Origin of the sequence: Dokdonella ginsengisoli (assembly GCF_042652785.1) — a bacterium.
In the GTDB taxonomy this organism is placed as follows: Bacteria; Pseudomonadota; Gammaproteobacteria; order Xanthomonadales; family Rhodanobacteraceae; genus Dokdonella_A; species Dokdonella_A ginsengisoli.
In genome coordinates this window covers 25,638-51,838 of the sequence record NZ_JBHSHD010000007.1, presented here as the reverse complement: position 1 = coordinate 51,838, position 26,201 = coordinate 25,638, and the positions used below count along the sequence as shown (strand labels likewise).

The following is a 26,201-nucleotide window of genomic DNA, read 5'->3' as shown; positions in this document are numbered from 1 at the left end:
CCGGCTCCGTATTCGCGATGCAGGTGTGGCGGCGCTCATTCATTGCGCAGGGCCTCCATCGGCGGCACGCGGCTCGCATGCAGGACGGGAATCGCGCAGGCCGCCAGCGCCGCGGCGGCCAGGAACATCGCCGTGCCGCCGAGCACCCACGGATCGGCCGCGCCGACGCCGTAGAGCTGCGCGGCGATCAGGCGGCCGAGCGCGAGCGCGCCGAGCAGTCCGAGCGCGATGCCGGGCACGATCATGCGCAGGCCGTCGCCGAGGATCAGCCGGCGGATGTCGCCGCCGGCGGCGCCGAGCGCCTGGCGCACGCCGATCTCGCGGCGGCGGCGCCCGACCGAGAACGCGATCACGCCGTACAGGCCGATCGCGGCGAGCAGCAGAGCGACGGCGGCGAACGCGCTCATCAGGATCATGTTGAACTCGCGCAGGCGCTGGGTCACGCCGGTCACCTCGTCCATCGTGCGGATCGAGTACACCGGCACGTCGGGCGCGATCTCGCGCATCGCGCGCCGCAGCGGTTCGGCGTAGGCCAAGGCGTCGCCCTCGACCTGGATCGCCAGCACGAGGTCGCCGACGGCGGACTTGCTCACCGGAAAATAGACTTCCGTGTTCGGCGGCTGGTCGAGCCCGGCCTGGCGCACGTTGCCGACGACGCCGACGATGCGCTTGGGCTGGTCGCCGAAGATCGTGATGGTCTGGCTGAGCGGATCGGAGCCGGCCAGGTAGCGGTCGGCGAACGCCTGGTTGACCAGCACTTCGGTCGGATACAGCGAGGCGGCGCCGTCGGTCGCGGTGAACGCGCGGCCGGCTTCGACCGGGATGCCGAACGTGCGGAAATAGTCCGCGCTGACGAAGCGGTATTCGGCCAGCGCCTTGTCGTCGAGCGCGCGACCGGGAATCGTGAAGCGGCTGTTCCAGCCCCAGTCGCCGGACGCCGGCAGGCGGTTCGCCAGCGCGACGGCCGCCACGCCGGGCAGCGCGCGCAGGCGCTGCTCGATCGCGTCCAGGCGGGGCGCCAGCTGGCCGATCGCGCGCGCGGCCCATTCCTCGGCCACGTCGCCCGGCTGCTGCGCCGGCAGCGACACCGAGAACGCCGCGGTCAGCACCTGCGGCGAGCCGATGCCCGATTCCACCTTGCCGAGCTGGCGCAGGCTGCCGATGAGCAGCGACGCTCCGGCGAGCAAGGTCAGCGCCAGCGCGATTTCCGCCGAGACCAGCGCGGAGCGCGCGCGGACCTGCGCGCGCGAGCCCGTCTGGCTGCGCGATGCGCCGCGCAGCGCATGCAGCGGATCGGACTGCGCGGCGCGCCAGGCCGGCAGCAGGCCGAACAGCAGCAAGGTCGCCAGGGCGACGGCCGCCGTGGTCGCGATCACGCGCAGGTCGATCGCCGGTGCGTTGTAGGCGGGCAGCAGGTCGGGGGCGAGAGCCGTCAGCGCGACGATCGCAGGCCGGGCGAGGGCGAGCCCGGCAGCCGCGCCGGCGATCGCGATCAGCAGCGATTCGGCCAGCACCTGGCGCACCAGCCGCGTCTGCCCGGCGCCGAGCGCGCTGCGCAGCGCGAGTTCGTGCTCGCGCGTCTGGCCGCGCGCGAGCATCAGGTTGGCCAGGTTCGCGCAGGCGATCAGCAGCACCAGCGCCGCCGCGATCAGCAGCATCTGCAACGGCCGGCGCACGTCGCCGCTGAGCAGGTCCTTCAGCGGTGTGACGCCGGCGCTCATGCCGGCGTGCTCGTCCGGATAGGTGCGCGCCTGCCAGTCCGAGATGCCCCGCATGACGGCTTTCGCCTGCGCCAGCGAAACGCCGTCGCGCAGGCGCGCGACCGGGCGCAGGTAGTTCATGCCGCGCGTACGTGTGGTGTTGCCGGGCAGGAAGGTCGGGATCCAGACCTGGGCGTCGGCCGGATAGCGGAAGGTCGCGGCGGCGACGCCGACGACGCGGAACGACTCGCCGTTGAGCGCGATGTCGCGGCCGATCACCGCGGCGTCGCCGCCGAACCGGGTTCGCCACAACGCGTCGCCGAGCACGACGACGCGCTCGTTGTGCTGTTCTTCCGCGTCGCCGAACGCACGGCCGAGCGCGACCGGCTGGCCGAAGACGTTCCAGAAACCGGGCGTGACCTTGTACACCGTCAGCCGCTGCGCCTCGCCGGCACTGGTCAGGTTGCGCGTCTCGACCACGAATGCGCCGATCGCGTCGAATGCCTCGCCGCTGCGCTCGCGCCATTCCTCGAACGCTTGCGCCGAGATCGTGCTCCGGCTCGCCGGCGGCTGCTCGCGCGTGACGCGTACGATGCGGTCGGCGTGGGCGAACGGCAGCGGCTTGAGCAGCACCGCGTCGTAGACCGTGAAGATCGCGGCGACGGCGCCGATGCCGAGCGTCAAGGTCAGCACGGCGGTGAGGAAGAACGTCGGCCGCATGAGCAGCGTGCGGGCGGCGTGCCGGAGGTCGCGGGCCAATGCGTTCACGGGCAGCGGATCCCGGCCGGGGAGGCGTCGGCCGCGGCCGCGCGGAACGGAAGTGATTCAGTCATTGCGCAGCGCATCCATCGGTGCGACGCGCAGCGCGCGCCACGAAGGAATCAGGCAGGCGGCGAGCGCGACCAGGCCGAGCACGGCCACCACGCCGGCGAGCACGCGCGGATCGGCGCTGCCGACGCCGTAGAGCTGGCTGCCGATCAGCTGGCCGATCGCCAGTGCGCCGGCGAGTCCGGCGAGGAGGCCGGGCACGACCATGCGCAGGCCACTTTTCAGCATCATCGCGTGGATGTGCGCGCGGGTCGCGCCGAAGGACTGGCGCACGCCGATCTCGCGGCGGCGCTGCGCGGCGATCCAGGCGATCACGCCGTACAGGCCGATGCCGGCGAGGGCGAGCGCGCAGCCGGCGAACGCGCTCATCAAGGTCATGTTGAAGCGGCGCAGGCGCGTGGTCTCGCTAGTGACCTCGTCCATTGTGCGCACGGCGTACACCGGCACGTCGGGAAAGCTCTCCTGCATCGCGCGGCGCAGCGTCGGCGCCAGCGCGAGCGCGTCGCCGCCGGTCTTCAGCGCCAGCGCGAGATCGCCGACCGGGACGGTCCGCACGGGCATCCAGACCTCGGCGTCGGCCGCCTGGTCGAGGCCGGACTGGCGCACGTCGCCGATGATGCCGACGACGGTCTTGGGCGAGTCGTCGTAGATCGACACCTGCTTGCCCAGCGCGTCGCCGCCGCCGAGGTAGCGGTCGACGAAGGTCTGGTTGACCAGCACTTCGGTCGGGAACAGCGCGCGCGAGCCGTCGGCCTCGTCGAACGCGCGGCCGGCCTTCAGCGGGATGCCGAAGGTGCGCAGGGTGTCGGGGCTGCCGAAACGGAACTCGGCGATCGCGTCCTGCGGGACGTCCCGGCCGGCGATCCGGAAGCCGCCGTTCCAGCCGCCCTGGCCGGATGCGGGCAAGGCGTTGGTGAGCGCGATCGAGGTCACGCCCGGCAGCGCGCGCAGGCGCGCCTGCAGCAGGTCCAGCTGCGGTTCGAGCGCGGCCTTGACGCGGGCGTACCACGTCGCGAAGTCCTCGCCAGGCTGCATCGCCGGCACCGGCAGCGAGAAGTTCGCCGCGAGCACCTGTTCGGAATCGCGCAGGCCGGAGTCGACCTTCGACAACTGGCGCAGGCTGTCGATGAGCAAGCCCGCGCCGGACAGCAGGGTCATCGCCAGCGCGATTTCGGCCGCGACCAGCACGCCGCGCGCGCGCGCCTGTCCCTGGTGGCCGACCTGTCCGCGCGCGCCGCCGCGCAAGGCCAGTGCGGGATCGGCGCGTCCGGCCTTCCAGGCCGGCGCGAGGCCGAACAGGACCAGCGTCGCCATCGCGATCAGGGTGGTGGCGAGCACCACGCGCAGGTCGATCGCCGGCGCGTTGTAGGTCGGCAGCAGATCGGGCGCGAGGTGCAGCAGGGCGGGAACCGCGGCCTGCGCGAACAGCAGCGCGGCGAGCGCGCCCGCACCGGCGAGAAGGGCGGCTTCGGCGAGCACGCTGCGCATCAGCCGGGCGTGACCGGCGCCGAGCGCGCTGCGCACGGCCAGTTCCTGCGCGCGGATCTGGCCGCGCGTGAGCATCAGGCTGGCGAGATTGGCGCAGGCGATCAGCAGCACCAGCAGCGCCGCGCCGAGCAGCACCGACAGCGACCCGCGCAGGTTGCGGCCGACGAGGTCTTCGAGGCGTTCGACCTTGGCGGTGAGCGCGCCGCTTCCTTGCGGAAAGGTTTCCGCCTGCCAATCGGTGATCCCGCGCATGACCTCGCGCGCCTGGTCGAGCGTGACGCCGGGCGCCAGGTGCGCAACCGGCGCCAGCGAGTTGGCGCCGCGGCCGGCGGTGTTCGCCGGCAGGTAGGTCGGGACCCACAATTGCGCGTCGGACGGATAGCGGAACGCCGCCGCGGCGACGCCGATCACGCGCCAGCGCTCGCCGTTGAGGTCGACGTCGCGGCCGACCACCGACGGGTCGGCGGCGAAACGCGTGCGCCAGAGCGCGTCGCCGAGCACGACCACGCGCTCGTTGGATGTCTCCTCCGCATCGCCGAAGCTGCGGCCGAGCGCGAGCGGCTGGCCGAACACGTTCCAGAATCCCGGCGTGACGGTGTAGCCGGTCAGGCGCTGCGCGTTGCCGGCGCCGGTCAGGTTCATCGTCTGCGGCACGTAGGCGCCGATCGCGTCGAAGGCCGCGCCGCTGCGCTCGGCCCATTCGCGGAACACCGGCGGCGACACGGGAGAGTTCTTCACCGGTGGCTGCTCGCGCATCACGCGCACGATGCGCGCCGAGTCGGCGAACGGCAGCGGCTTGAGCAGCACCGCGTCGTAGACCGTGAAGATCGCCGCGACCGCGCCGATGCCGAGCATCAGCGTCAGCACGGCGGTCAGCGCGAAGCCGGGCTTGCCGCGAAGCGTGCGGAAGGCCAGGCGCAGGTCGGAAAGAAACGACTTCATGGTCGAGGGGTTTCCTTGGCTGGATCTTGCTTGGAGGTCATCGCAGGGCGGACACCGGATCCGTCGCCGCCGCGCGCAGCGCCGGGATCAGCGAGGCGAGCAGGGCCACGCCGAGCACGATCGCGCCGTTCAGCGCGAACACGCCGGGGTCGAGCGCGCTGATGCCGAACAGCAGGCTCTTGAGCAGCTGCGAGCCGAGCAGTGCCACGACCAGGCCGATGCCGACGCCGATCGCGGCGATGCGCAGGCCCTCGCCGACGATCAGGCGCACCACGCGGCTGCGCCGGCTGCCGACCGCGACGCGGATGGCGATCTCGCGCGAACGCTGGGTGACCGAGTACGCGATCACGCCGTACAGGCCCAGGCCCGCGAGCAGCAGCGCCAGCGAGGAGAAGCCGCCGAGCATCGACGTTGTCAGCCGGCGCGGCGCGACCGCGCGGTCGACCACCTCGTCCAGCGCGACGTAGTCCTCGCTGGCCAGCTCCGGATCGGCCTCGTGCAGCGCCGCGCGCACGGCCGGGATCAGCGTGGCGAGCGGCTGGCTGGTGCGTACGACCAGCTCGACCGAACCCCAGTCCTGGTTCTGGCGCATGTCGAAGTACATTTCCGCGTACGCGCGGTCCTCGATGCCGCGCGGGATGTCGCCGACCACGCCGACCACCACGCCGTAGTTCTCGCCGGAGCCGCGGCCGCTCATGACCTTCTGGCCGAGCGGGTCGCGGCCCGGCCACAGCGTGCGCGCCATGGTTTCGTTGACGACGACCGCCGGCGCGGCCTCGCTGGCGTCGCGCGCGTCGAAGTAGCGGCCGGCGAGCAGCGGCACGTGCATGGTCTGCAGATAGCGATGGTCGATCAGGCGCGGCGAGGCGACCGGATACTGGTACTGCGCATAGGCCGCTCCTTCGGCGCCGGCGCTCCAGGTGCGGTTGCGGCCGAGCGGCAGGGTATCGCTCATTCCGGCCGATTCCACGCCGGGCACCGCCAGCACGCGCTGCAGCAGGCGCTCGTAGTAGGCGGCGCGCTCGGCGTTCTTGTCGAACGTGCGCGCGGTGTCCAGGCGCCAGGACATCGCCTGGCGCGGCTGGAAGCCGAGCTTGACGCCGAGTACCTCGACGAAGCTGCGGATCAGCAGGCCCGCGCCGATCAGCAGCACGCAGGCGAGCGCGACCTGCGACACGACCAGGACCCTGCGCACGCGCGCGGCATCGGTGCCGGAGTTGCCGCTGCTGCCCACCTCGACCAGCGCGCCGCGCAGGTCGCCGCGCCACAGCTGCACCGCCGGCAGCGCGCCGCACAGCGCGCCCGAGGCGCAGATGACGGCGAGCGCGAAGAACAGCGCGCTGGTGTCGATGCCGGCCTGGCGCAGCAGCGGGACGTCGAAGGCCTGCAGCTGCGCCAGGCCGGAGGTGGCGAATACGGCCAGGCCCACGCCGAGCAGTCCGCCGGCGAAAGCCAGCACCAGGCTCTCGGCCATCGCCTGGCGCGCGATGTCCATGCGGCTGGCGCCGAGCGCCACGCGCACGGCGATCTCCTTGCGCCGCGCCTGGCCGCGCGTCAGCAGCAGGTTCGACAGGTTCAGGCAGGCGATCAGCAGCAGGCACAGAACCGCGCCGAACAGAATCAGGAAGGCCGGCCGGAACGGGCCGCGGATGTGCTGCTCGACGCTGGTGGTGGCCGCGCCGAACTGGCCGCGTTCGGGATGTTCGGCCTGCAGCGCGACGTTAATTGTCTCCAGCTCGGTCTGCGCGCTGGGCGGCGTGCTGCCGGGCTTGAGGCGGCCGACCACGAACAGAGTGTTGCCCCAGGCGGCGGTGTCGTCGTTGAGCGGGAACGGCGTCAGCAGGTCGACCTTCGAGCCGGGCGAGAACACCGAGTCGAAGTCGAACTCCGGCGGCAGCACGCCGACCACCTGCACCGACTTGTCGTTGACGGTGATCGTGCTGCCGACGACGCCGGCGCTGGCGCCGAACTGCTGCTGCCAGAAGCGGTGGCTGAGGATCGCGGCCGGCGCGTTCCAGTCCTTCGCCTCGTCGGCGACGAAGTTGCGGCCGAGCGACGGCCGCACGCCGAGCACGTCGAGGAAGTTCTGCGTGACCTGCACGCTGCGCACGCGCTGCGGGCCGGACTTGCCGATCAGCGTGTACTGCGCGTAGTCGGAGAACGCGTTGTAGCCGCCCAGTTCCTCGAACGAGCGGCTCTGCCGGCGCCAGTCGAGCAGGACGTCGGCGCGGGTGGTGCGCGCGGACATGCTGCTGGTGCCGAAGCTGCCGTTCTCGATCCAGGCCAGCCGCTGCGCGTCGCGGAACGGCAGCGGCTTGAACAGCACGGCGTTGATGATGCCGAACATCGCGGCGCAGGCGCCGATGCCGAAGGCGAGCGTCAGCACCGCCACGGCGGTGAAGCCGGGCGTCTTGAGCAGCTGGCGCAGGGCGAGGCGGAAATCGTTCATGGTTCGGATCTCGTTTCGGTTCCGGCGGCGGTGCGGGCGGGCGTCACGCGCTCGCCGCGGTGCGCGCCGGACGCATCAGGCGCTGGTCTTCCTCGTGGCGCAGGCGGTGCATGGTCTCCTCGTCGACGATGCGGCCGTCGAACATGAAGATCTTGCGGCCGGCGAAATCGGCGTAGCGCGGATCGTGCGTGACCATGCAGATCGTCGAGCCGGCCTTGTGCAGCTCGTCGAGCAGGGACATGACCGCCTCGCCGTTCTTCGAGTCGAGGTTGCCGGTCGGTTCGTCGGCGAGCAGGATCGACGGCTGTCCGACCAGCGCGCGTGCCACCGCGACGCGCTGCTGCTGACCGCCCGACAGCTGCGCCGGGTAGTGCTTCACGCGGTGCGCCATGCCCACGCGCTCGAGCGCGGCGATCGCGCGGTCGCGGCGTTCGGCCTTCGACACGCCGTCGCGGTAGGTCAGCGGCAGCTCGACGTTCTCGAACACGGTCAGGTCGCCGATCAGGTTGAAGGCCTGGAACACGAAGCCGATTTCCTGGTTGCGGATCGTCGCGCGCTCGCCGGGGCCGATGTCGGCCACCTCGCGCCCGTTCAGGCGGTAGGTGCCGCCGCTGGGCGTGTCGAGCAGGCCGAGGATCGCCAGCAGGGTCGACTTGCCGCAGCCCGACGGGCCGGTGATCGACACGTACTCGCCCTTGGCGATGTCGAAGTGCACTTCGGCCAGCGCGTGCGTTTCGACTTCGTCGGTCAGGAAGACCTTCTTGATCGCGTCGAGGTGGATCAGGCTGTCTTGGGTCATGGGGCTGTGTCTCGGAAGGGGGAAGAAAGAGCCTTCAACACGAAGGACACGAAGAAAAACGATTCAAAGCAGGAGCGGCGCAAGGCGGGATTCTTCCTTCGTGTTCTTCGTGTCCTTCGTGTTTCGATCTTCGAAGCTTGAATCTCTGCGATGCGTCGGAAGGGCAAAGGGTTATTTCAGGCGGATGCGGTCGTACTGATCGTAGGCACTGGTGTCCGACAGCACCACGCGATCGCCGACGGCCAGGCCCTGGCTGACCTCGATCTGGTTGACCGAGCTCTTGCCCAGCCGCACCGGTACGCGCGCGGCGACGCCGTCGGCCGGGTCGAGGCGGAACAGGCGCACCTCCGAATCGGGCTGGCCGAAGGCGGGGCGGCCGACGTAGAGCACGTCGGGCAGGCGCTCGATCTCGATCGTGCCGTCGACCGACAGGTCCGGGCGCGCGCCGGGCGGCAACTTGCCGGTCAGCTCGACGTCCACCTGCACGCTGCCGTTCTGCACCGCCGGATCGACGCGCAGCACGCGGCCCTCGACGATGCCGTTGCGCGTGTCCACGCGCACCGGCTGGTCCAGCGTGACGTCCTTGGCCTGCGTTTCGGCGATGCGCAGCTCGGCCATCAGCTCGCCGGGCCGCGCCACGCGCGCGAGGTTGGTGCCGGCGGCCACCTGCTGGCCTTCCTCCAGCGGCACCTGCTGCAGCACGCCGGCGATGCCGGCGCGCAGGTGCAGCGCGTCGACCTGACGCTGGCGCAGTTCGCGCGTACCGACCAGCTGGTTCAGTCGCGCCTGCTCGGCGGCGAGCTGGGCGGCGATGTTGTGGCCGAACTCGGTAACGCGCTGCTGCTCGATCGTCATGCGCGTCTTGAGCTGCTCGAGCGTGACCAGGCTCTTCTTGTACTGCACGGCCGGAATGACGCCCTTCTCGGCGACCGACTTCTCCGCTTCGGCCTGCATGCGCGCGGTCTCGTAGTCGCTGGTGGCGGCGGCGAGGGCGGACTGCTCGTCGAGCAGCTTCGATTTCAGGTCGGTGCGCTTGGCGGCGAGGTCGGATTCGGCCGCGGTCACGGCGGCCTTGGCGGCGAGCAGCTGCTCTTCCAGCTCCGGGTTGCTCAGTTCGAGGATCACCGTGTCCGGTTCCACCGCGGCGCCGGGCTTGACCACGATGCGCTCGACGCGCGCGGCGGTCTCGGCGGCGATCCAGCGGATCTCCTTCGGCACCAGGGTGCCGGGGCCGCGGACCTCGCGCAGCAGTTCGCCGCGCTTGACGGTGTCGATCAGCACGCTGCTGCGCTCGACCGAGGGCAGGGCGGGGCCGAGCTTGGCCAGGCCGATGCCGGCAGCGGCGACCAGGCCGACCACGACGGCGGAGAGGGTGAGTTGGCGGCGGCGTTTGCGCTGCTTGAGTTCGGGGCGGGCGATGTCCATGCCGGTCCTACAGCACGGACCGTGCCAACGGCCGGGAAAGGGCCGAAGCGGTTCGCTGCGGGCGATCCTGCATTCCGGGAATCCGATTTCTAAACAATTGGTTACGAGAGCTTATGCCGGCGCTGTCGAAGTCCGTCGGCGGCGCTTCGTGCCGGTACGCCAACCTGGTTGCCGAGCGGCGCGCCGGCGCGAGCGTCCGCTTCCGGACGGTGCGTGAACGCGGGCGAACAGCCGGCTTCTAATTCAGTTATTGGTAATTTACTAATGAATGATTCAGAAGTAAGATAGCTGCCTCGATTCCCGCCGGCCGGCCCATGAGCAGCTTCGACGCCACCGAAACGCGCATCCTGCACACCCGCGAACGTTTTCCCGGATTCCCGCGCGACGCCGCCGTGCTGGTGCGCCTGATCAAGCACATCTATGCGCAGGTGCACGACGCGGCCAACGTCGTGCTGCGCGAGCACGGTCTCAACCACACCGACTACAACCTGCTGATGATGCTGTACGGCAGCCGGGACAATGCGGTGAATCCCTCGCTGCTCGGCGGCGCGGCGGGCGAGAAGTCGGCCAACATCACGCGCATCTGCAACGCGCTGAGCGAGAAGGGCCTGATCGATCGCGTCGCCGATCCGGGCGGCGACCGGCGCAAGGTGGTGCTGTCGCTGACCGAGCGCGGCCGGCAGCTGATCGAATCGCTGCTGCCGACGATGGCGACGCTGCTGGAGACCTACACGCAGGGCCTGGATGCAACCGAGTGCGCTGAGCTGGAGCGCCTGCTCAAGCGCCTGCTCGACAACGCCGAGGCGGCGGGCTGATCCGCCCGGTCGCACGATGAGCGCCCGCGTCCTCGACACGCTGTTCCCCGCCGCCTCGGGCGAAATCACCGCCTGGCTGCGCGGCGCGGCGCTGGACTGGCTGTTCGTCGCCAAGGCGGCCTTCGCCGTGCTGCTGACCGGCTGGCTGGCGATGCGCTTCAGCCTCGAGCAGCCGGGTACGGCGATGATGACGGTGGCGATCGTGATCCACCCGCAGAGCGGCATGGTCGTCGCCAAGAGCTTCTACCGCACGCTCGGTACCCTGGTCGGCTGCGCCGCCGCGTTCGCCATCGTCGGCGCGTTCGCGCAGCAGCGCGTGCCGTTCCTGCTCGCCACGGCGCTGTGGATCGGGCTGTGCGCGGGCGGCGCCTCGCTGCACCGGAACTTCAAGTCCTACGGCTTCGTGCTCGCCGGCTACACCGCCGCGATCGTCGCGCTGCCGGTGGTCAACCATCCGCAGAACGTGTTCGATTCGGCGGTGATGCGCGTCGGCGAGGTCATGCTCGGCATCCTCGTCGCCGGCGTGGTCAGCGATGCGGTGTTCCCGCAGCGCCTGGGCGACGTGCTGCGCGAGAGCGTGCGCGCGCAGTTCGCCGGCTTCGTGGTCTTCGTGCGTGACAGCCTGCGCGGCGCGCTGCCGCGCGGCGATCTGGAGAAAGCGCACCTGCGTTTCGTGCGTGAGGTCGTGCAGATCGAGAACCAGCGCAGCTCGGTGGTGTTCGAGGACGCCGGCGTGCGCCTGCGCAGCCCGCGCCTGCGCCTGCTCAACCACACCTTCATGGCGGCCTCGACCAGCTACCACTCGCTGCATCACCTGCTCAACCGCCTGCAGGACGCCGCGCACGAGCCGGTGCGCTCGCGCCTGATGGCGTTGGCCGGCGACCTCGCCGCCGAACTCGCCGCGGTGGAGAGCGCGCCGCGCATGGGCGCGCAGGCCGAGGCGCTGGCGCGGCGCCTGGCCGCGCTCGGCGAGTGCCTGCCCGCGCGCATCGCCGCGTCGCGCGAGGGCCTGCACGCGCGCGCCGACCGCCTCGACTTCGACACCGGCGCCGAGCTGCTCGCGCGCATCGCCGCCGAGCTGCGCGACTACGCGAACGCGTACGCGGTGCTGGCCTCGCCGCAGGCGGTGCGCAGTCCGGCCGAGCCGCCGGCGCCGTTCAGCCATTCCAACGACTGGGCTGGCGCCGCGGTCGCCTGCGTGCGCACCACGCTGACCATGCTCGCGATGGGCGCGTTCTGGTTCGCCAGCGCCTGGCCGGAGGGCGCCGGCGCGATGCTGATCGCGACCATCTTCAGCGGCCTGATGGCGACCGTGCCGGACCCGCTGCGCGCGATCCGCTACATGCTCGCAGGCTATGCGCTGGGCACGCTCGCGGCGCTGTTCTGCGTGTACGGCGTGCTGGTGCGGATGGACGGCTTCGCACTGTTTGCCGCCGCGCTGGTGCCGTTCCTGCTGCCGGGCTTCTATCTCTCCACGCGGCCGGCCTGGCCCGGCGTCGGCACCGGCTACCTGCTCGCGCTGCTGTACACGATCGCGGCGAAGAACCCGATGCAGTACGACGCGCTGCACGCGATCAACGACAGCCTCGCCCAGCTGATCGGCGTCGGCTGCGCCGGCGTGTCGTTCATGCTGTTCGCCGCCGCCTCCGACAGCCCGTGGCTGCAGCGCCGCCTGCTGCGCAAGCTGCGCCTGCAGCTGGTGCGCGCGTGCGAACTGCCGCTGCGCGGCCTGCTGCCGCGCTTCGAGAGCGCCAGCCGCGACGCCGCCGCGCAGATCGTCGCGCACACGCGCAGCGGCAGCGCGCAGTCGCGCGAACTGCTGGCGTGGTCGCTGGCCGTGCAGGAAACCGGCCGCGCGGTGATCGAACTGCGCCGGGCGCTGGCCGCCAGCGAAGTGCCGGCGGCCCTGCGCGGCGAGGTCGCGTCGGCGCTGGCCGCGCTGGCGGCGCTGTACGCCGAGCCCGGACCGGAGCGCTATCGCGTCGCGCGCGACCGGCTGTCCGCGGCGATCGACGAGGCCGCGGGACGCGCCGCGCTGATGGCGCCGCTGCACCTGATCCGCCTGGCGCTGCTCGACGCCGGCTCGGCGCTGGCCGGGTACGTGCAGGCGCCGCCGCAGAAGGAGAATGCGCATGCCGCGTGAGATCGCGTTCCTCGACGCCCTGATGCCGGGGCTGCTGCCGGTCTTCCTGCTCGCCCTGCTGCTGCAGTGGCCGCTGGACTGGCTGTTCGGCCGCTTCGGCCTGTACCGGCACGTGTGGCATCCGCCGCTGTTCCGGCTCGCCCTGTTCGCCTGCGTGTTCGGCACGCTCGGCCTGATTTCGATGCGCTGACCGGGCCGGCGCCGTCCGCGCCGGCCCGTCGCGCGAACCTTCATTCAACGGAAAACCGACATGAAACTGCCATCGATCCTGCGTTTCGCGCTGACCGCACTGATCGTGCTGGTCTCGGCCTTCGTCGCGCACGCGCTGTGGAAGCGCTACATGTACTCGCCGTGGACGCGCGATGCGCGCGTGCGCGCCGACGTCGTGCGCATCACGCCGGACGTGACCGGCGTCGTCGCCTCGGTGGCCGTGCGCGACAACCAGGAAGTGCGCAAGGGCGAGGTGCTGTTCGTGATCGACCAGGCGCGCTTCCGCTACGCGGTCGAGCAGGCCGAGGCGACCCTGGCCGCGGCCGAGGCGGCCGCGCGCGCGGCCGGCGCCAGCAGCGACGCGGCCGGCGCCGCGATCGCCGCACGCCGCGCCGACTACCAGAAGGCGGCCGAGCAGTCCGAGCGGCGCCAGAAGATGCCCGGCAACGTGATCTCGGCGGAAATGCGTTCGGACGCGGCGGCGAGCGCGAGTTCGGCGCGCGCGACCCTGCACCAGGCCGAGGCCGCGCATCACCAGGCCACCGCGGCGCGCGAGCAGGCCGTCGCCGCCGTGCAGCAGGCGATGGTGGCGCTCGATCGCGCGAAGCTGGATCTGGAACGCACCGAGGTGCGTGCGCCGGTCGACGGCTACGTGACCAACCTCGACGTCCATCCCGGCGACTACGCCGCGGCCGGCACCGCGCGGCTGGCGCTGGTCGATCGCGACAGCTACTGGATCTACGGCTATTTCGAGGAAACCAAGCTGCCGTACGTGCACGTCGGCGACGACGTGGAGATCCGTCTGATGGCCGGTGATGCGCAGCTGCAGGGGCGCGTGGAGAGCATCGCGCGCGGCATCGGCGACGTCGACAACCCGACCGGCGCGAACCTGCTGGCGAACGTGACGCCGACCTTCAGCTGGGTGCGCCTCGCGCAGCGCGTACCGGTGCGCATCGCGATCGACACGCAGCACCTGCCGGCCGGAACGACGCTGGCGGCGGGGATGACGGCGACGGTCGTGTTGCATCCGGTGCGGGGATGAAGCCGGACGCGTCGCCGCAGGATGTTGCCTCTCCCGCTTGCGGGAGAGGTCGCGCCACAGGCGCGGGTGAGGGGAGTGGGAGTGTTGCGCTTCGATTTCCCTCACCCCGACCCTCTCCCGCAAGCGGGCGAGGGAGAAAAGCAGACCCCGACTCTCAGAATTCCAGTTCCACCGCAGCGCACAGGTAGTCGATCATCGGCGCGATGCGCTTGAACGTGTCGACGAGGTACGGGTGCAGCTCGTCCGAGCAGGCGAGCGCATCGGGGAAGCCCTGGCCGGCGGCGTAGTTCTTCAGCTTGATGTCCTCGATCAGCTCGTGCGCCGGATCGAAGCCGCGCGGCGGCCGCGTCAGCTTCTCGCCCCAGAACTCGAAGCGCTGCTCGAACGCCTTGGTGTGCACGGCCTTCTTCCACGCGGCCGGGTTGTCGGCGAGGAAGTCGCGGATCTTCTTCAAGGTCGACGACTCCGGGTGCCAGATGCCGCCGCCGGCGAAGCAGTCGCGCGGCTGCAGGTGCATGTAGAACGAGGGCGCCTCGATCTCGCGCCGGCGCTCGTGGCCGAAGCGCGCGCCGGCCCAGGTCTTGTACGGCGTCTTGTCGTTGGCGAAGCGCGTGTCGCGGTGGATGCGGAACAGCGAGCCGCCCTGCGCGCGCGGATCGGCGCGGTAGCGCGGGCTGATCTTCGCCAGCGGCGCCTGCAGGTCGCCGATCAGGCGCAGGTACGGGTTGCGCAGGTCGTCCTCGTAGCGGCGCCGGTTCGCGGCGAACCACTCGCGGTTGTTGTTCGCGGCGAGGTCGCGCAGGAAGGTGAAGGTCTTCTTCGTGAAGTAGGTGTCGGCCATCGCGGGCTCCAGGCGAGGAGCGGGGGATTATTCCAGCCGCGGACGCCGGATACATCCCCGCTCCGACAGTGCCGTCGATGCGGCTATCATGCCCGGTCGTCGCGGCCGCGGATGGCGATTGGAAACGCCGTCGCGTGGCCCTATCTGCGCGGCAATCCAAGGAAACATCGAGGAGTCCCATGAGTTCCAAGCCCGAGACCCGAGCCTTCGAGGCCGAGGTGTCCCAGGTCCTGCACCTGGTCACGCATTCGCTGTATTCGCACAAGGAAATCTTCCTGCGCGAGCTGATCTCCAACGCGTCCGACGCCTGCGACAAGCTGCGCTTCGCCGCGCTGTCCGACGCCGCGCTGACCGCCGACGACGCCGAGCTTCGCATCGAGATCGTCGCCGACAAGGACGCGCGCACGCTGACGATCCGCGACAACGGCATCGGCATGACGCGTGACGAGGTGATCGAGAACATCGGCACGGTCGCGCGCTCGGGCACGCGCCGCTTCCTCGAGTCGCTCTCGGGCGACGCGCGCAGGGACACGCAGCTGATCGGCCAGTTCGGCGTCGGCTTCTATTCCGCCTTCATCGTCGCCGACAAGGTCACGCTGACCACGCGCAAGGCCGGCGCGCCGGCGGGCGAGGGCGTGCGCTGGGAGTCGGGCGGCAGCGGCGAGTACACGCTGGAGACGGTCGACGCCGCGCAGCGCGGCACGACGGCGACGCTGCACCTGAAGGAGGACGAGAGCGAGTTCCTCGACGTGTGGAAGCTGCGCGATCTGATCACGCGCTATTCCGACCACGTCGCGTTCCCGATCCGCCTGCCGAAGATGCACGAGGGCGCGCCGACCGACGAGTTCGAGACCGTCAACCACGCCGCCGCGCTGTGGACGCGGCCGAAGAACGAGCTGAAGGACGAGGACTACCAGGGCTTCTACAAGTCGATCTCGCACGATTTCGGCGACGCGCTGGCGTGGACGCACAACCGCGTCGAGGGTTCGCAGAGCTACACGCTGCTGCTGTACGTGCCGGAGAAGCCGCCGTTCGACGCCGTGCTCAGCGGCCGCGACGAGCGCAAGGGGCTCAAGCTCTACATCCGCCGCGTGTTCATCATGGACGCGAGCGAACAGCTGCTGCCGTCGTACCTGCGCTTCGTGCGCGGCGTGGTCGATTCGGACGACCTGCCGCTCAACGTCAGCCGCGAAATCCTGCAGGAGAACCGCCTCGTCGCGCAGATCCGCGGCGCCTGCGTCAAGCGCACGCTGGACCTGCTGGAGAAGCTGGCCAAGGACGAGCCGGAGAAGTTCGCCAGGTTCAGCGCCACGTTCGGCAACGTGCTGAAGGAAGGCATCGCCGAGGACGGCGCCAACCGCGAGCGCATCGCCAAGCTGCTGCGCTTTGCCTCGACCGCCTCCGAGGGCGAGGCCAAGACCGTTTCGCTGGACGACTACATCGGCCGCATGCAGGCCGGGCAGGACACCATCTGGTACATCACCGCCGATTCGCACGCGGCGGCCAAGGGCAGTCCGCAGATCGAAGGTCTGCGCGCGAAAGGCGTGGAAGTGCTGCTGCTGAGCGACCGCATCGACGAGTGGATGATCGGCTACCTCGGCGAATACGCCGGCAAGAAGCTGCGCCACGCAGGCAAGGGCGAGGTCGACGCGGAGGTCGACGGCAGCGAGGCCGAGCGCCGCAAGCAGGCTGCCGAGGCCGCGCAGCCGGTCGTGCAGAAGCTCGCCGGCCTGCTCGGCGGGCGCGTCAGCGAGGTGCGCGTCAGCCATCGCCTGACGCAGTCGCCGTCGTGCCTGGTGCTGGGCGAACACGACATGGCTCTGCACATGCAGCGGCTGCTGCGCGAGGCCGGCCACGACGTGCCCGGCAACGAACCGGCGCTGGAGATCAACCCGACGCATCCGCTGGTGCGCGCCCTGGCCGACGAGGCGGACGCCGCGCGCGCGGAGGATCTGGGCTGGCTGCTGTTCGAGGAGGCCCAGGTGGCCGCCGGCGACCAGCTGGCCGATCCGGCGGCGTTCGTCGCGCGCGTCAACCGCATCGCGCTCGGCGCCGCGCACGGCGGCTGAAGCCGGCTCGCCGCGCCCGCGCTGCGGCGCGCCATGACTTCCATCGCATATCTGCCATAGTCTACGTACGAAACGTAGGGTATTTGGCGCGCGAAGGTCCGGCGTGGCCCCGGCGACGGGTGCCCCGCAGGCCGCCGCGTCCGTCATCGCGGCGGCGGGGCAGGTTCCCTGCTGCCATCAGCGGGGAGTCGACCATGCGAACGTTGCGCGGCGTTCTGGCAGGACTGCTGGCCGGCACCGCCGGCCTGGGCGTTTCCGCGGCGGAGGCCTCGCCGCCGGCAGGCGGGCGAGGCGAGCCGCTTCATCTGCAGGCCCAGGCGGGCTGGCTGGCGGAGGCGGAGGACGTCGTCGCCAAGGCGGCTCCGCTCGACGAGGGAACGGCCGACGCCGCCGAATTCGCGCCGCGACCGGTCGCCGCGCGCGCCGCGATCCTCGCCGCCGCCAGGGCGGCGCTGGCCGGCACGGCGAATGCGGATCTGGCCGCGAACGCGGCGCCCGGCGACGTGCGCGTGCACGCGACGCGCTACGGTCCGTACGTGGTGCAGTTCGCCCAGCGCGTGGACGGCGTGGAGGTGTACGGCGCGCGCGTCAACGTGCTGCTCGACCGCTCGCTTGCGGTGCGCGCGATCACCGGCGGCGCGGTCGCCGCGGATGCGTCGCGGATCGGCTTCGCGCGCGACGCCACGACTGCGCTGCGCTCGGCCGCGGGAGCGGTGGACGGCCTGCTCGCGGCGAGCCCGCTGCACGCGCTGAAGACGCAGGGGCAGGACGCCTATTTCCGTTTCGAGCGCTCGCCGACCTTCGTTCCCGGCGCGGATTCGAAGGTACGGCGCCTGTGGTATCCGACGGCGCAGGGGCTGGTCGCGGCGTATCACGTGCAGATCGCCGGCCGCCGGCCTGGCGTCGGGCGGCCGCTCGCGCGTGCCGTGATCGTCGCCGACGCGGACGGACGCGTGCTGTCGAGCAGCGACCTCGTGCACGATCTCGAGCGGCCGTTCCGCTACCGCGTGTTCGCCGACAGGGCGGGGTATCCGTACGTCGATCCCTACGGCTTCACCAATCCGTATCCGACGCGCCTGCCCAGCGGCTACCTGCCGGACACGCCGGCGCCGATGAGCCTGCTGGCGCTGGCCCACGCCGGAATCAGCACCGGCGATCCCTGGCTCGCCGACGGCGCGACCCAGACCCTGGGCAACAACGTCGACGCGTTCTTCAACGCCGACCCGCTCGACGCGGACGGCAACTGCATCGACGACGCGTCCGACGACTGGCTGCAGGTGCAGCCGGCGCAGGGCGATTTCCGTGCGCCGGTGACTTCCACGCGCACGTTCGACTACGCCTTCGACGCGAACGACACGCGCAACGACTACCTGCAATGCGACACCTCCGGCGGCGCCTCGCTGCCGCCGACCCCGGCGCAGCGCGAACGGCTGCACGCGAAGATCGTGCAGGCGTTCTACGCGGTGAACTGGCTGCACGACCTGTTCTACGACCTGGGCTTCGACGAAACCGCCGGCAACCTGCAAGCCGACAACTACGGCCGCGGCGGCGTCGGCGGTGATCCGCTGCACGTCTCCGCCGGCGTCGGCACGACCTTCGCCGCCGTTTCCGAGTTCGACGGCGACCTGACCGGCCTGTATCTGGGCATCAACACCTACAGCCAGTCGCGGCGCGACGTCAGCGCGCTCGACTTCGGCGTGCTGGCGCACGAGTGGTCGCACACGATGTTCGGCCGCCTCACCAGCATGCAGTACGTCGGCCAGCAGGGCGCGCTCAACGAAGGCATCGCAGATTTCGTCGGGCTGATCCTCAGCGTGCGTCCGCAGGACCGCCATGCGCTGCGCGGCAGGCCGGCGTTCTCCGCCAGCTACGCGATCGGCGCCTACATGAACCGCGACTATGAGTTCCCGTGGGATCCGTACCCGCAGGCCGGCTCGCCGGGATACGCGGACGACACCTACTACCACGGCATCCGCCGCTTCCCGCATTCGGCCGATCTCACCGTCAATCCGCTCACGTTCAAGCACATCGGCATGGACCATCCGCTGCCGGACGACGCGCACGCCTACGACTGGAAGGGGCGCTTCCTCACCAACGCGGAAATCCACACAGCCGGCGAGGTCTGGACCGAGGCGCTGTGGCAGTGTTCGCGCAAGCTCCTCGCCGCCGCGCCGCCGCGCCGCTTCTACGAGGCGCGCGATCGTTTCCTTTCCAACCTCGTCGCCTCGCTGAAGCTGGCGCCGGCGGACGCGGACTACGTCGAGGCGCGCGACATGCTGCTGGCGGCGATCCGCGCCGACAGCGAGGCCGACTACCGCCTCTGCCGTGCCGGCTTCGCCGAGCGCGGCATGGGCGCGGGCGCGCTCGCGCCGCCACGCTACTCGGTGGACCTGCGTGGCGCGGTCGAGAGCTTCGACGACGCCGAATACGCGCTCGGCATCGTCGACGTCTCGCTGTCCGAGGCGGGCGGCGGCGACGGCGACGGCGTGCTCGATCGCGGCGAAGCCGGCACGCTGGCCGTCACGGTGAAGAACACCGGCTTCTCGTCGCTGCGCAAGGTGCGCGTGCGCGCACAGGCGGTGGACGGTGCCTACGCGTTCCCGGACGGACACGAGGTCACCGGCATTGCGCTCGCGCCCGGCGCGAGCTACACGGCCACGTTCGCGGTGAGCGTGCGCAGCGCGCAGCCGGCGGCCGAGCTCGGTTTCGATCTGCTCGCCATGGACCAGCGCCGGACCGGCGTGCGCGACCGCAGGCAACCGGCGTTCCGCGTCAACTACGACCGCGTGCGCGACGGCTTCGTCGACACGCTGGCCACCGAGCAGGGCTTCGCCGCCGACTGGACGTCGCAGCTGCGCGACGGCAGCTATCCCGGTTACTGCTACTACACCTGCGAGGCGCACTGGCAGCGCACGAGCTACCTCGGCGAGGCGGCCTACGTGATCGGCGACGTGCGCGCGGCGGTCGACGCGCAGCTCGTCGGCGTGCCGTTCCAGGTGTCGTCCGATCCGCTGCGCATCGTGCTGCGCCACGACTACGACTTCGACCGGCTGCCCGGCGATTCGGGCGGGGGCGGCGCGGGCACGCTGGAGGTCAGCGTGGACGGCGGCGAGTGGGAGCCCGCCGATGCGTATCTGACCGGCGGCACCGCGATCTTCGCCGGCAGCTCCTCGGGCTGGCGCAGCGACACGCTGGATTTCGGCACCGCGCTGGCCGGCCGCACGCTGCAGCTGCGCTGGTACGCCGCGACGGACATTGGGTATTTCGCGCACTTCGCCCATTGGGCGATCGCCCGCGTCGAGGTGCAGGGCGCGGCGCAGCCGATGTTCACCACGCTGCACGCGGACCTCGACTGACGCGACGCCCGGGCCGCCGGTTCCGCCTGCGGCGACGCGGCGGAGCCGTTCGCCGCTTCGCGCGTGCTACCATCGGCGTTCATTTGGCCGTCCAAACGAGCGCGATGCAGATCCAGACCAAGCTGCCGAAAGTCGGCACGACGATATTCACCGTCATGAGCCAGCTCGCGCTGGAGCACAAGGCGGTGAACCTGGGCCAGGGCTTTCCCGATTTCGACGGCCCGCAGGCGCTGCGCGACGCGCTCGCCGCGGCGATGAACGCCGGCCGCAACCAGTACGCACCAATGACCGGGGTGCCGGCGCTGCGCGAGCAGATCGCGCGCAAGACCGAGCGCCTGTACGGGCGCAAGGTCAATCCGGATACGGAGGTCACGGTCACCTCCGGCGCGACCGAGGCGCTGTTCGCCGCGATCGCCGCGGTGGTGCGCGCCGGCGACGAGGTGATCGTCCTCGATCCGTGCTACGACAGCTACGAGCCGGCGATCGAGCTCAACGGCGGCCGCGCCGTGCACGTGCCGCTCGACCCGCGCGATTTTTCGCCGGACTGGCAGCGCATCAAGGACGCGATCACGCCGAAGACGCGCATGATCCTGATCAACACGCCGCACAATCCGTGCGGCTCGGTGTTCAGCGCGGCCGACCTCGACCGGCTCGCCGAGCTCGTGCGCGGCAGCGACATCCTCGTGCTGTCGGACGAGGTCTACGAGCACATCGTGTTCGACGAGGCGCCGCACCAGAGCGTGCTGCGCCACGCGGAACTGGCCGAGCGCAGCTTCGTCGTGTCCTCGTTCGGCAAGACCTACCACACCACCGGCTGGAAGGTCGGCTATTGCGTGGCGCCGCGCGCGCTGTCGGCCGAGTTCCGCAAGGTGCACCAGTACCTCACGTTCTGCACTTTCACGCCGGCGCAGGTGGCGTTCGCCGAGATCCTCGAGAAGGATCCGCAGCACTACCTCGACCTGCCGGCGTTCTACCAGGCCAAGCGCGACCGCTTCCGCGAGCTGCTGGCCGGAACGAAGTTCCGCCTGCTGCCGGTCGCCGGCGCCTACTTCCAGGTCGTCGACTACTCGGCGTTGAGCGATCGCGACGACCTCGCGTTCTGCGAATGGCTGATCAAGGAGGCCGGCGTCGCCGCGATTCCGATCTCGGCGTTCTACGAGACGCCGCCGGCCGAGCAGCGCCTGATCCGCTTCTGCTTCGCCAAGAACGACGCGACGCTGGAGCAGGCGGCCGAACGCTTGACGGCGCTCTGAGAGTTCGCTCCCGTGGAAGATGACGCCGAGGTTTCCGTCAAGGCGATCGATGCGGTGCTGCGAGGCGCTCGAGTGCTGATGCTGGGAGCCGGATCGGGCGCGCTGCTGGCATTGTCGTTGTGCGTTCTTTTCGAGCTGCCCTTGATCCTTCGCCCGCAGCAGGCGGCGTTTTGGATCCTCGCCGCGAGCGTCGCTGCCATGACCGTGGCAATGTGGCTGTGCGTGCGGTCGGCGGACCGATGGTTGGAAGCAATGGTCGACGCCTTGCGCGGACGATCGAGCCGACGTTAGCCGAAAGGATGGGAAGTCCTCAAAGATGGAACCTCTGCGTATTTCGATTATTCAAGGCGCAACGCGCTGGCACGACGCGGCCGCCAACCGCGCCTATTACGGCGATCTGGTGCGTGGGCTGAAAGGGCGCAGCGACCTCGTCGTGCTGCCGGAGACGTTCCTGTCCGGCTTCACCAACGAGACGCTCGGCAATGCCGAGACGATGGACGGCGAGGGCCTGCGCTGGCTGCGCGGGCTGGCGCTGGAATCCGGCGCGACGATCACCGGCAGCCTGGTGGTGCGCGAAGGCGAGCGCTGCGTCAACCGGCTGGTGTGGATGCGCCCCGACGGCAGCCACCTGCAGTACGACAAGCGCCACCTGTTCCGCATGGCGAAGGAACACGAGCGCTACGCTGGAGGCGAGGAGCGGCTGGTCGTCGAACTGAACGGCTGGCGCATCTGCCCGCAGGTCTGCTACGACCTGCGCTTCCCGGTCTGGCTGCGCAACCGCTACGACCGCGCGGCTCAGCGTTTCGACTACGACCTGCTGATCTTCGTCGCCAACTGGCCGAGTGCGCGCCGCTACGCGTGGAGCACGCTGCTGCGTGCCCGCGCGATCGAGAACCTGAGCTACTGCGTCGGCGTCAATCGCGTCGGCGTCGACGGCAACGACCTGCACTACTCGGGCGACAGCGTCGCGCTCGATTTCCTCGGCCAGCCGCTGATCGAACTCGGCGCGCAGGAGCAGGTCGCCACGGTGGTGCTCGACCCGGTCGCGCTCGCGGCGCACCGCGAACGCTTTCCGGCCTGGATGGACGCGGACGATTTCACGATCGTCCGCTGAGACGCTCCGTCAGAGGATCGACAGCACGTTTTCCGGCGGCCGCCCGATCGCGGCCTTGCCGTTGGCGAGCACGATCGGACGCTGGATCAGCCGCGGCCGTTCGTGCATCACGGTGACGAGCTGCGCGCGGCTCAGCGACGGATCGTCGAGATTGAGTTCCGCGTAGTCCGGCTCGTCGCGGCGCATCAGCGCGCGCGGCGGCAGGTCGAGCTTGCCGAGGATGCGCTCGATCTCGTGCGCCGACGGCGGCGAGGCGAGGTAGTCGACGATTTCCGGTTCGATGCCGCGTTGCTGCAGCAGGGCGAGCGTCTCGCGCGACTTCGAGCAGCGCGGATTGTGCAGGATGACGATCTTGCCCACGGTCACGCTGCCGCACGCGGCAGCGCGGCGAGTTCGCGCGTGACGATTTCGCGTTCGGCCTCGGCGCGCTGCGCGAAGCGGCCGAGCACCTGCTCGGATTCGGGGGCCAGCACTTCGTACCACTGCATCGTCACTTCTCCCTCGGCGTCGATCTGGCGGATGCGTTCGATTCGGTAGCCGAGAACGTTGACTTCAATGTGGCGCTGATGACGCATGGCGTACTCCTTGATGCAATGGCGCGAACGATACGCGACGGCGATGTGCATCCGGTTAACGACCCGTTGCGAGGGGGTTAACCGCGTCGCGCTGGACCCGCCGCCGCAGACGGCGGGTCCATTTTCCGACCGGCGAAGCGCACGAAAGTTGCGCGTTTCCGATCGCGTTCGAGCGGCGTTCATCTGTGTCCCGGAGCGCTCCCGTCGAAGCCGTCGGCGAAGATCGAATCGGGTTCGTCGTAGCTGCCGGTGATCGAGAAATCGCTCAGCGCCGAATACGCGTTCACCACCGCGGTGTAGGTGCCCGCCTGCGGGGCCGGCGTGCCGCAGCTCTCGTCCGCGGTGGCGCCGGCCGACTGGCAGACGAAGGCATCGCCGAAGCGCACCGTGAGGTCGGCGTCCTCGCCGTCGACGCCGTCGACGGTGAAGCGCAGGTTCGTCGCGCCGGCCGGCACGTCCAGCGTGTAGAGCAGGTCGTCGCCCTGCGGCGCGTGCTGGCCGCCGAGCGTGACGCCGTTGGCGAGCGGGACCGGCGGCGCGGCCAGGCGCACGATCTTGGCGTAGCTGCCGGAGAGGCCGCCGTCGTCGGTCACGCTCAGCGTGACGGTGTAGCGGCCGTAGTCCGGATACGTGTGGCTTGGAGCGGCGGCGATGGACGGCGCGCTGCCGTCGCCGAAGTCCCAGCTGTGCGCGACGATGCTGCCGTCGCTGTCGATCGAGCGGTCGGTGAAGTTCGCGACCAGCCCGGCGGTGTCGGCGGTGAAGTCGGCGGTCGGCGGCAGGTTCGAGGCGCCGCCGGCGAGCACGACCCGCCATGCGCCGCGGCTGTAGGTGCCGGCGGTGAGCACGTGCGGCGAGTCGTCGATCTCCAGGTCCACCACCACCACGCCGAGCGGCATGCCGGTGGAGAACGCGGCGAAGTTGTCGCCGCCGTCGGTGCTCTCGTACACGCCGATGTCGGTGGCCACGAAGACGCGGTCGGTGTCCAGTGGATCGATCGCCACGCTGTTCGCCGGTACGTTCGGCAGGCCGGCGCCGACCGCGGTCCAGGTGGTGCCGCCGCTGACCGAGCGATACAGGCGCGCCGCGCCGAAGCCCTCGCGCGTGACGAACACGCGCTGCGCGTCGAGCGGATCGACGGCGACGTCCGACACGTAGCCGCCGGGGTAGTCCCCGGTGACGTTGGTGAACAGCGGCGACGGCACGCCGGCGTCGGCGCTGGCCCAGATGCGGCCGTTGGAGGTGCCGACGTAGGTGGTGGTCAGGCTGCCGTGCCGCTGCGGCGTGATCACCGAGGCGGGTGCGCCCAGGCTCGGCGAGATCGCGGTCCACGCATCGCCCGTGGTCTGCGCGCGGTACAGCACGTCCGAGGCGACGAACAGCTGGTTGCCGGCGGTCGCCAGCGGCGTCACCCACGGGAAGTTGCCCGAGCCGACCAGGCCGGTGGTCGGCATCGCCGAGTAGCTGCCGTTGCTGCCGCCCTGCATCGAACGCACGATGTAGGGCAGCGGCGGATCGCCGGACGGATAGCTGGTCTGGAACACGACCGACGGATCGGTCTGGTCGAACGCGTTCATGAAGCCGTCGCCGCTGGCGAAGGTGAGATCCCACAGCAGGCTGGTGCGCCGGCCGGAAGAGCCGTTGTCCTGCGCGCCGCCGAACACCACGTTGACGTCGCCCGGATGCACGGCGATGTCGTAGAACTGGGTGATGTTGAGGTTGGAGTTCATGTTGCGGAACGAGGCGCCGGCGTCGTCGCTGCGCCAGATGCCGCCGTCGCTGCCGATCCAGAAGCGGTCCGGGTCGGTGTGCGAGTAGAGCACCACGTGGGTGTCCTGGTGCACGCTCTGGCTGCTGCCCCAGGTTTCGGTCAGCGGCGTGAAGCTGGTGCCGCCGTTGGTCGAGCGCGCGGCGCGGATCGTGCCGACCAGCACCGTATCGGGATCGGTCGGATGCACGGCCAGGGTCTGGTTGTAGGTGCACTGGCCCTCGCACAGCGTGGTGTTGCGCTGGCTCCAGGTCGCGCCGCCGTCGCCGCTGCGGAACAGCCGGCTGCCGTTGGCGCGGCCGATCAGCGCGTACAGCACGTCGCTGTCGCTCGGCGCCATCGCCAGGCGCATGCGGAACCCGCTGGCGACCAGTCCGCTGCTCGAGTCGGTCCAGGTGGCGCCGCCGTCGGTCGACTTGCGCACGCCGGTGCCGATCAGGCCGGCGTAGACCGTGGCCGTTCCCGGCACGAACACGAAGTCCTCGACGTCGCCGTCGAGCACGCGGGCCCAGGTCAGGCCGCGATCGGCGGAACGGAACACGCCGGCGCCGGATAGCCCGCCGTCGGCGCCGCACGAGCCCGAGCCGCCGGCCAGGATCACGTCGGAATCGGTCGGCTGGATCGCCACCGCGTTGACGATCGACAGCGGCATCGCGCCGCTGCCGTTGCCGTTGCGTGCGCTCCACGTCTCGCCGCCGTCCTCGCTGAGCCACACGCCCTGGCCGAAGTAGCCGGCGCAGCCGCCGCCGTTCTTGTCGCCGGTGCCGACCCAGACCGATTCCGGGTCGGCCGGGTCGAGCGTGATCGCGCCGATCGGCAGGGTGCCGACCTCGTCGAACACCGGCTGCCAGTCGACGCCGCCGTTGGTCGTCTTCCACACGCCGCCGGCCGCGGCGCCGACGTAGACCGTGTCGTCGTCGGTCGGGTCGGGCGTGATCGCGTTGAGGCGACCGGAGACGCGGCCCATGACCCAGTCGGTCATGTCCATCGAGGACGGGCCCAGTTCCTGCCAGACCTCGCCGCCGGCCAGGTGCCGCGCCTGGGTGATGCGGCGCTGCTGCTTCAGCTCGCCGGCCGCGTTCGCGCGCAGGCGCGAGGCGTCGGCGTTCGCGCGCAGGCCGCGCGTGCGCTCGAACCACAACTGGCGCTGCTCGATCTGCCAGCTCTCTTCGCGCGGGTTTTCCCCTTCCTTTTCGCGCTCCGCCGCCGCGGGTTGCGCGAGGACGGTCAGCAGCACGAGCAGCGCGAGGCGGCCACGGCGGCCGTCGACGGATCCCGACATCGTTCGATTCTCCCCTGGTGCGGTTGGACGGTGGGCCGACCGGACGTGGCGTCCGCCGGCGTGCTTCAAGGCTCCGTCTCCAAGACTATTGGAAATGCATCC

At 70.7% G+C, this 26,201-nt stretch carries 18 protein-coding genes; 9 read left to right on the top strand and 9 right to left on the bottom strand.

The genetic code is table 11. The features are described from left to right. Positions 1 to 35: 35 nt before the first annotated feature. The 5 genes from ACFO6Q_RS07915 to ACFO6Q_RS07895 all read right to left on the bottom strand — a co-directional run bounded on the left by ACFO6Q_RS07915 (position 36) and on the right by ACFO6Q_RS07895 (position 9,631). Positions 36 to 2,468: an ADOP family duplicated permease gene (locus tag ACFO6Q_RS07915; protein ID WP_380020085.1), complete on the bottom strand. Its 2,433-nt coding sequence runs from the start codon at positions 2,466 to 2,468 to the stop codon at positions 36 to 38. Positions 2,469 to 2,525: 57 nt separating this feature from the next. Continuing rightward, entirely contained in the window at positions 2,526 to 4,958 is a 2,433-nt protein-coding gene (locus tag ACFO6Q_RS07910) for an ABC transporter permease (protein ID WP_380020083.1), read from the bottom strand. Positions 4,959 to 4,995: 37 nt separating this feature from the next. Beyond that, a complete protein-coding gene (locus ACFO6Q_RS07905) occupies positions 4,996 to 7,407 on the bottom strand; it encodes an ABC transporter permease (RefSeq protein ID WP_380020082.1) in 2,412 nt (803 codons plus the stop codon). Positions 7,408 to 7,450: 43 nt separating this feature from the next. Continuing rightward, complete coding sequence (locus tag ACFO6Q_RS07900; protein WP_380020081.1) at positions 7,451 to 8,206, bottom strand: ABC transporter ATP-binding protein; 756 nt, start codon at positions 8,204 to 8,206, stop codon at positions 7,451 to 7,453. A 171-nt stretch (positions 8,207 to 8,377) separates the two neighbouring features. Further along, positions 8,378 to 9,631, bottom strand: coding sequence for an efflux RND transporter periplasmic adaptor subunit (locus tag ACFO6Q_RS07895; RefSeq protein WP_380020080.1), 1,254 nt, complete (start codon positions 9,629 to 9,631; stop codon positions 8,378 to 8,380). A 314-nt stretch (positions 9,632 to 9,945) separates the two neighbouring features. Here ACFO6Q_RS07895 and ACFO6Q_RS07890 point away from each other — a divergent pair, with 314 nt between their 5' ends. Genes ACFO6Q_RS07890 through ACFO6Q_RS07875 form a run of 4 tightly spaced genes read left to right on the top strand, consistent with a single transcriptional unit; the run spans position 9,946 to position 13,841 of the window. Continuing rightward, positions 9,946 to 10,446: a MarR family winged helix-turn-helix transcriptional regulator gene (locus ACFO6Q_RS07890; protein ID WP_380020078.1), complete on the top strand. Its 501-nt coding sequence runs from the start codon at positions 9,946 to 9,948 to the stop codon at positions 10,444 to 10,446. A gap of 16 nt (positions 10,447 to 10,462) precedes the next feature. Then, the gene (locus tag ACFO6Q_RS07885; protein ID WP_380020077.1) at positions 10,463 to 12,589 is read left to right on the top strand and encodes an FUSC family protein; all 2,127 of its coding nucleotides are present in this window, start codon (positions 10,463 to 10,465) and stop codon (positions 12,587 to 12,589) included. Next, positions 12,579 to 12,779: a DUF1656 domain-containing protein gene (locus ACFO6Q_RS07880; protein ID WP_380020076.1), complete on the top strand. Its 201-nt coding sequence runs from the start codon at positions 12,579 to 12,581 to the stop codon at positions 12,777 to 12,779. Before ACFO6Q_RS07885 ends, ACFO6Q_RS07880 begins: the two co-directional genes overlap by 11 nt. Before the next feature lie 60 nt (positions 12,780 to 12,839). Further along, the gene (locus ACFO6Q_RS07875) at positions 12,840 to 13,841 is read left to right on the top strand and encodes an HlyD family secretion protein (protein ID WP_380020075.1); all 1,002 of its coding nucleotides are present in this window, start codon (positions 12,840 to 12,842) and stop codon (positions 13,839 to 13,841) included. A gap of 154 nt (positions 13,842 to 13,995) precedes the next feature. On the opposite strand, the gene ACFO6Q_RS07870 is transcribed toward ACFO6Q_RS07875, so the two are convergent. After that, positions 13,996 to 14,682, bottom strand: a complete 687-nt coding sequence (locus ACFO6Q_RS07870) for a DUF2461 domain-containing protein (protein ID WP_380020074.1) — start codon at positions 14,680 to 14,682, stop codon at positions 13,996 to 13,998. 179 nt (positions 14,683 to 14,861) lie between these two features. Between ACFO6Q_RS07870 and htpG the strand changes: the two genes are divergently transcribed. From htpG to ACFO6Q_RS07845, 5 genes are all read left to right on the top strand, one after another. After that, on the top strand, positions 14,862 to 16,751 hold the full coding sequence (gene htpG / locus ACFO6Q_RS07865) for a molecular chaperone HtpG (protein ID WP_380020072.1): 1,890 nt from the start codon (positions 14,862 to 14,864) through the stop codon (positions 16,749 to 16,751). 194 nt (positions 16,752 to 16,945) lie between these two features. Next, a complete protein-coding gene (locus ACFO6Q_RS07860) occupies positions 16,946 to 20,107 on the top strand; it encodes a M36 family metallopeptidase (protein ID WP_380020071.1) in 3,162 nt (1,053 codons plus the stop codon). A gap of 104 nt (positions 20,108 to 20,211) precedes the next feature. After that, positions 20,212 to 21,360, top strand: coding sequence for a pyridoxal phosphate-dependent aminotransferase (locus ACFO6Q_RS07855; RefSeq protein ID WP_380020070.1), 1,149 nt, complete (start codon positions 20,212 to 20,214; stop codon positions 21,358 to 21,360). Between the two features lie 12 nt (positions 21,361 to 21,372). Then, complete coding sequence (locus ACFO6Q_RS07850; protein WP_380020069.1) at positions 21,373 to 21,651, top strand: hypothetical protein; 279 nt, start codon at positions 21,373 to 21,375, stop codon at positions 21,649 to 21,651. Positions 21,652 to 21,676: 25 nt separating this feature from the next. Further along, positions 21,677 to 22,474, top strand: coding sequence for an amidohydrolase (locus tag ACFO6Q_RS07845; RefSeq protein ID WP_380020068.1), 798 nt, complete (start codon positions 21,677 to 21,679; stop codon positions 22,472 to 22,474). A 9-nt stretch (positions 22,475 to 22,483) separates the two neighbouring features. On the opposite strand, the gene arsC is transcribed toward ACFO6Q_RS07845, so the two are convergent. The 3 genes from arsC to ACFO6Q_RS07830 are packed head-to-tail and all read right to left on the bottom strand — an operon-like array spanning position 22,484 to position 26,099. Further along, complete coding sequence (arsC, locus tag ACFO6Q_RS07840; RefSeq protein ID WP_380020067.1) at positions 22,484 to 22,834, bottom strand: arsenate reductase (glutaredoxin); 351 nt, start codon at positions 22,832 to 22,834, stop codon at positions 22,484 to 22,486. 2 nt (positions 22,835 to 22,836) lie between these two features. Continuing rightward, on the bottom strand, positions 22,837 to 23,232 hold the full coding sequence (locus ACFO6Q_RS07835) for a hypothetical protein (RefSeq protein WP_380020066.1): 396 nt from the start codon (positions 23,230 to 23,232) through the stop codon (positions 22,837 to 22,839). Then, on the bottom strand, positions 23,229 to 26,099 hold the full coding sequence (locus tag ACFO6Q_RS07830) for a PKD domain-containing protein (protein WP_380020065.1): 2,871 nt from the start codon (positions 26,097 to 26,099) through the stop codon (positions 23,229 to 23,231). Before ACFO6Q_RS07830 ends, ACFO6Q_RS07835 begins: the two co-directional genes overlap by 4 nt. Between the last annotated feature and the right edge of the window lie 102 nt (positions 26,100 to 26,201).

Excerpts from the sequence above, each read along its gene's own strand:
- ACFO6Q_RS07880 (WP_380020076.1), top strand. The coding sequence starts at position 12,579 with ATGCCGCGTGAGATCGCGTTCCTCGACGCCCTGATGCCGGGGCTGCTG.
- ACFO6Q_RS07875 (WP_380020075.1), top strand. The coding sequence starts at position 12,840 with ATGAAACTGCCATCGATCCTGCGTTTCGCGCTGACCGCACTGATCGTG.
- ACFO6Q_RS07870 (WP_380020074.1), bottom strand. The coding sequence starts at position 14,682 with ATGGCCGACACCTACTTCACGAAGAAGACCTTCACCTTCCTGCGCGAC.
- ACFO6Q_RS07855 (WP_380020070.1), top strand. The coding sequence starts at position 20,212 with ATGCAGATCCAGACCAAGCTGCCGAAAGTCGGCACGACGATATTCACC.
- ACFO6Q_RS07900 (WP_380020081.1), bottom strand. The coding sequence starts at position 8,206 with ATGACCCAAGACAGCCTGATCCACCTCGACGCGATCAAGAAGGTCTTC.
- ACFO6Q_RS07895 (WP_380020080.1), bottom strand. The coding sequence starts at position 9,631 with ATGGACATCGCCCGCCCCGAACTCAAGCAGCGCAAACGCCGCCGCCAA.
- ACFO6Q_RS07830 (WP_380020065.1), bottom strand. The coding sequence starts at position 26,099 with ATGTCGGGATCCGTCGACGGCCGCCGTGGCCGCCTCGCGCTGCTCGTG.
- ACFO6Q_RS07910 (WP_380020083.1), bottom strand. The coding sequence starts at position 4,958 with ATGAAGTCGTTTCTTTCCGACCTGCGCCTGGCCTTCCGCACGCTTCGC.
- ACFO6Q_RS07885 (WP_380020077.1), top strand. The coding sequence starts at position 10,463 with ATGAGCGCCCGCGTCCTCGACACGCTGTTCCCCGCCGCCTCGGGCGAA.
- ACFO6Q_RS07845 (WP_380020068.1), top strand. The coding sequence starts at position 21,677 with ATGGAACCTCTGCGTATTTCGATTATTCAAGGCGCAACGCGCTGGCAC.
- ACFO6Q_RS07890 (WP_380020078.1), top strand. The coding sequence starts at position 9,946 with ATGAGCAGCTTCGACGCCACCGAAACGCGCATCCTGCACACCCGCGAA.
- ACFO6Q_RS07835 (WP_380020066.1), bottom strand. The coding sequence starts at position 23,232 with ATGAACGCCGCTCGAACGCGATCGGAAACGCGCAACTTTCGTGCGCTT.
- ACFO6Q_RS07860 (WP_380020071.1), top strand. The coding sequence starts at position 16,946 with ATGCGAACGTTGCGCGGCGTTCTGGCAGGACTGCTGGCCGGCACCGCC.
- ACFO6Q_RS07905 (WP_380020082.1), bottom strand. The coding sequence starts at position 7,407 with ATGAACGATTTCCGCCTCGCCCTGCGCCAGCTGCTCAAGACGCCCGGC.
- htpG (WP_380020072.1), top strand. The coding sequence starts at position 14,862 with ATGAGTTCCAAGCCCGAGACCCGAGCCTTCGAGGCCGAGGTGTCCCAG.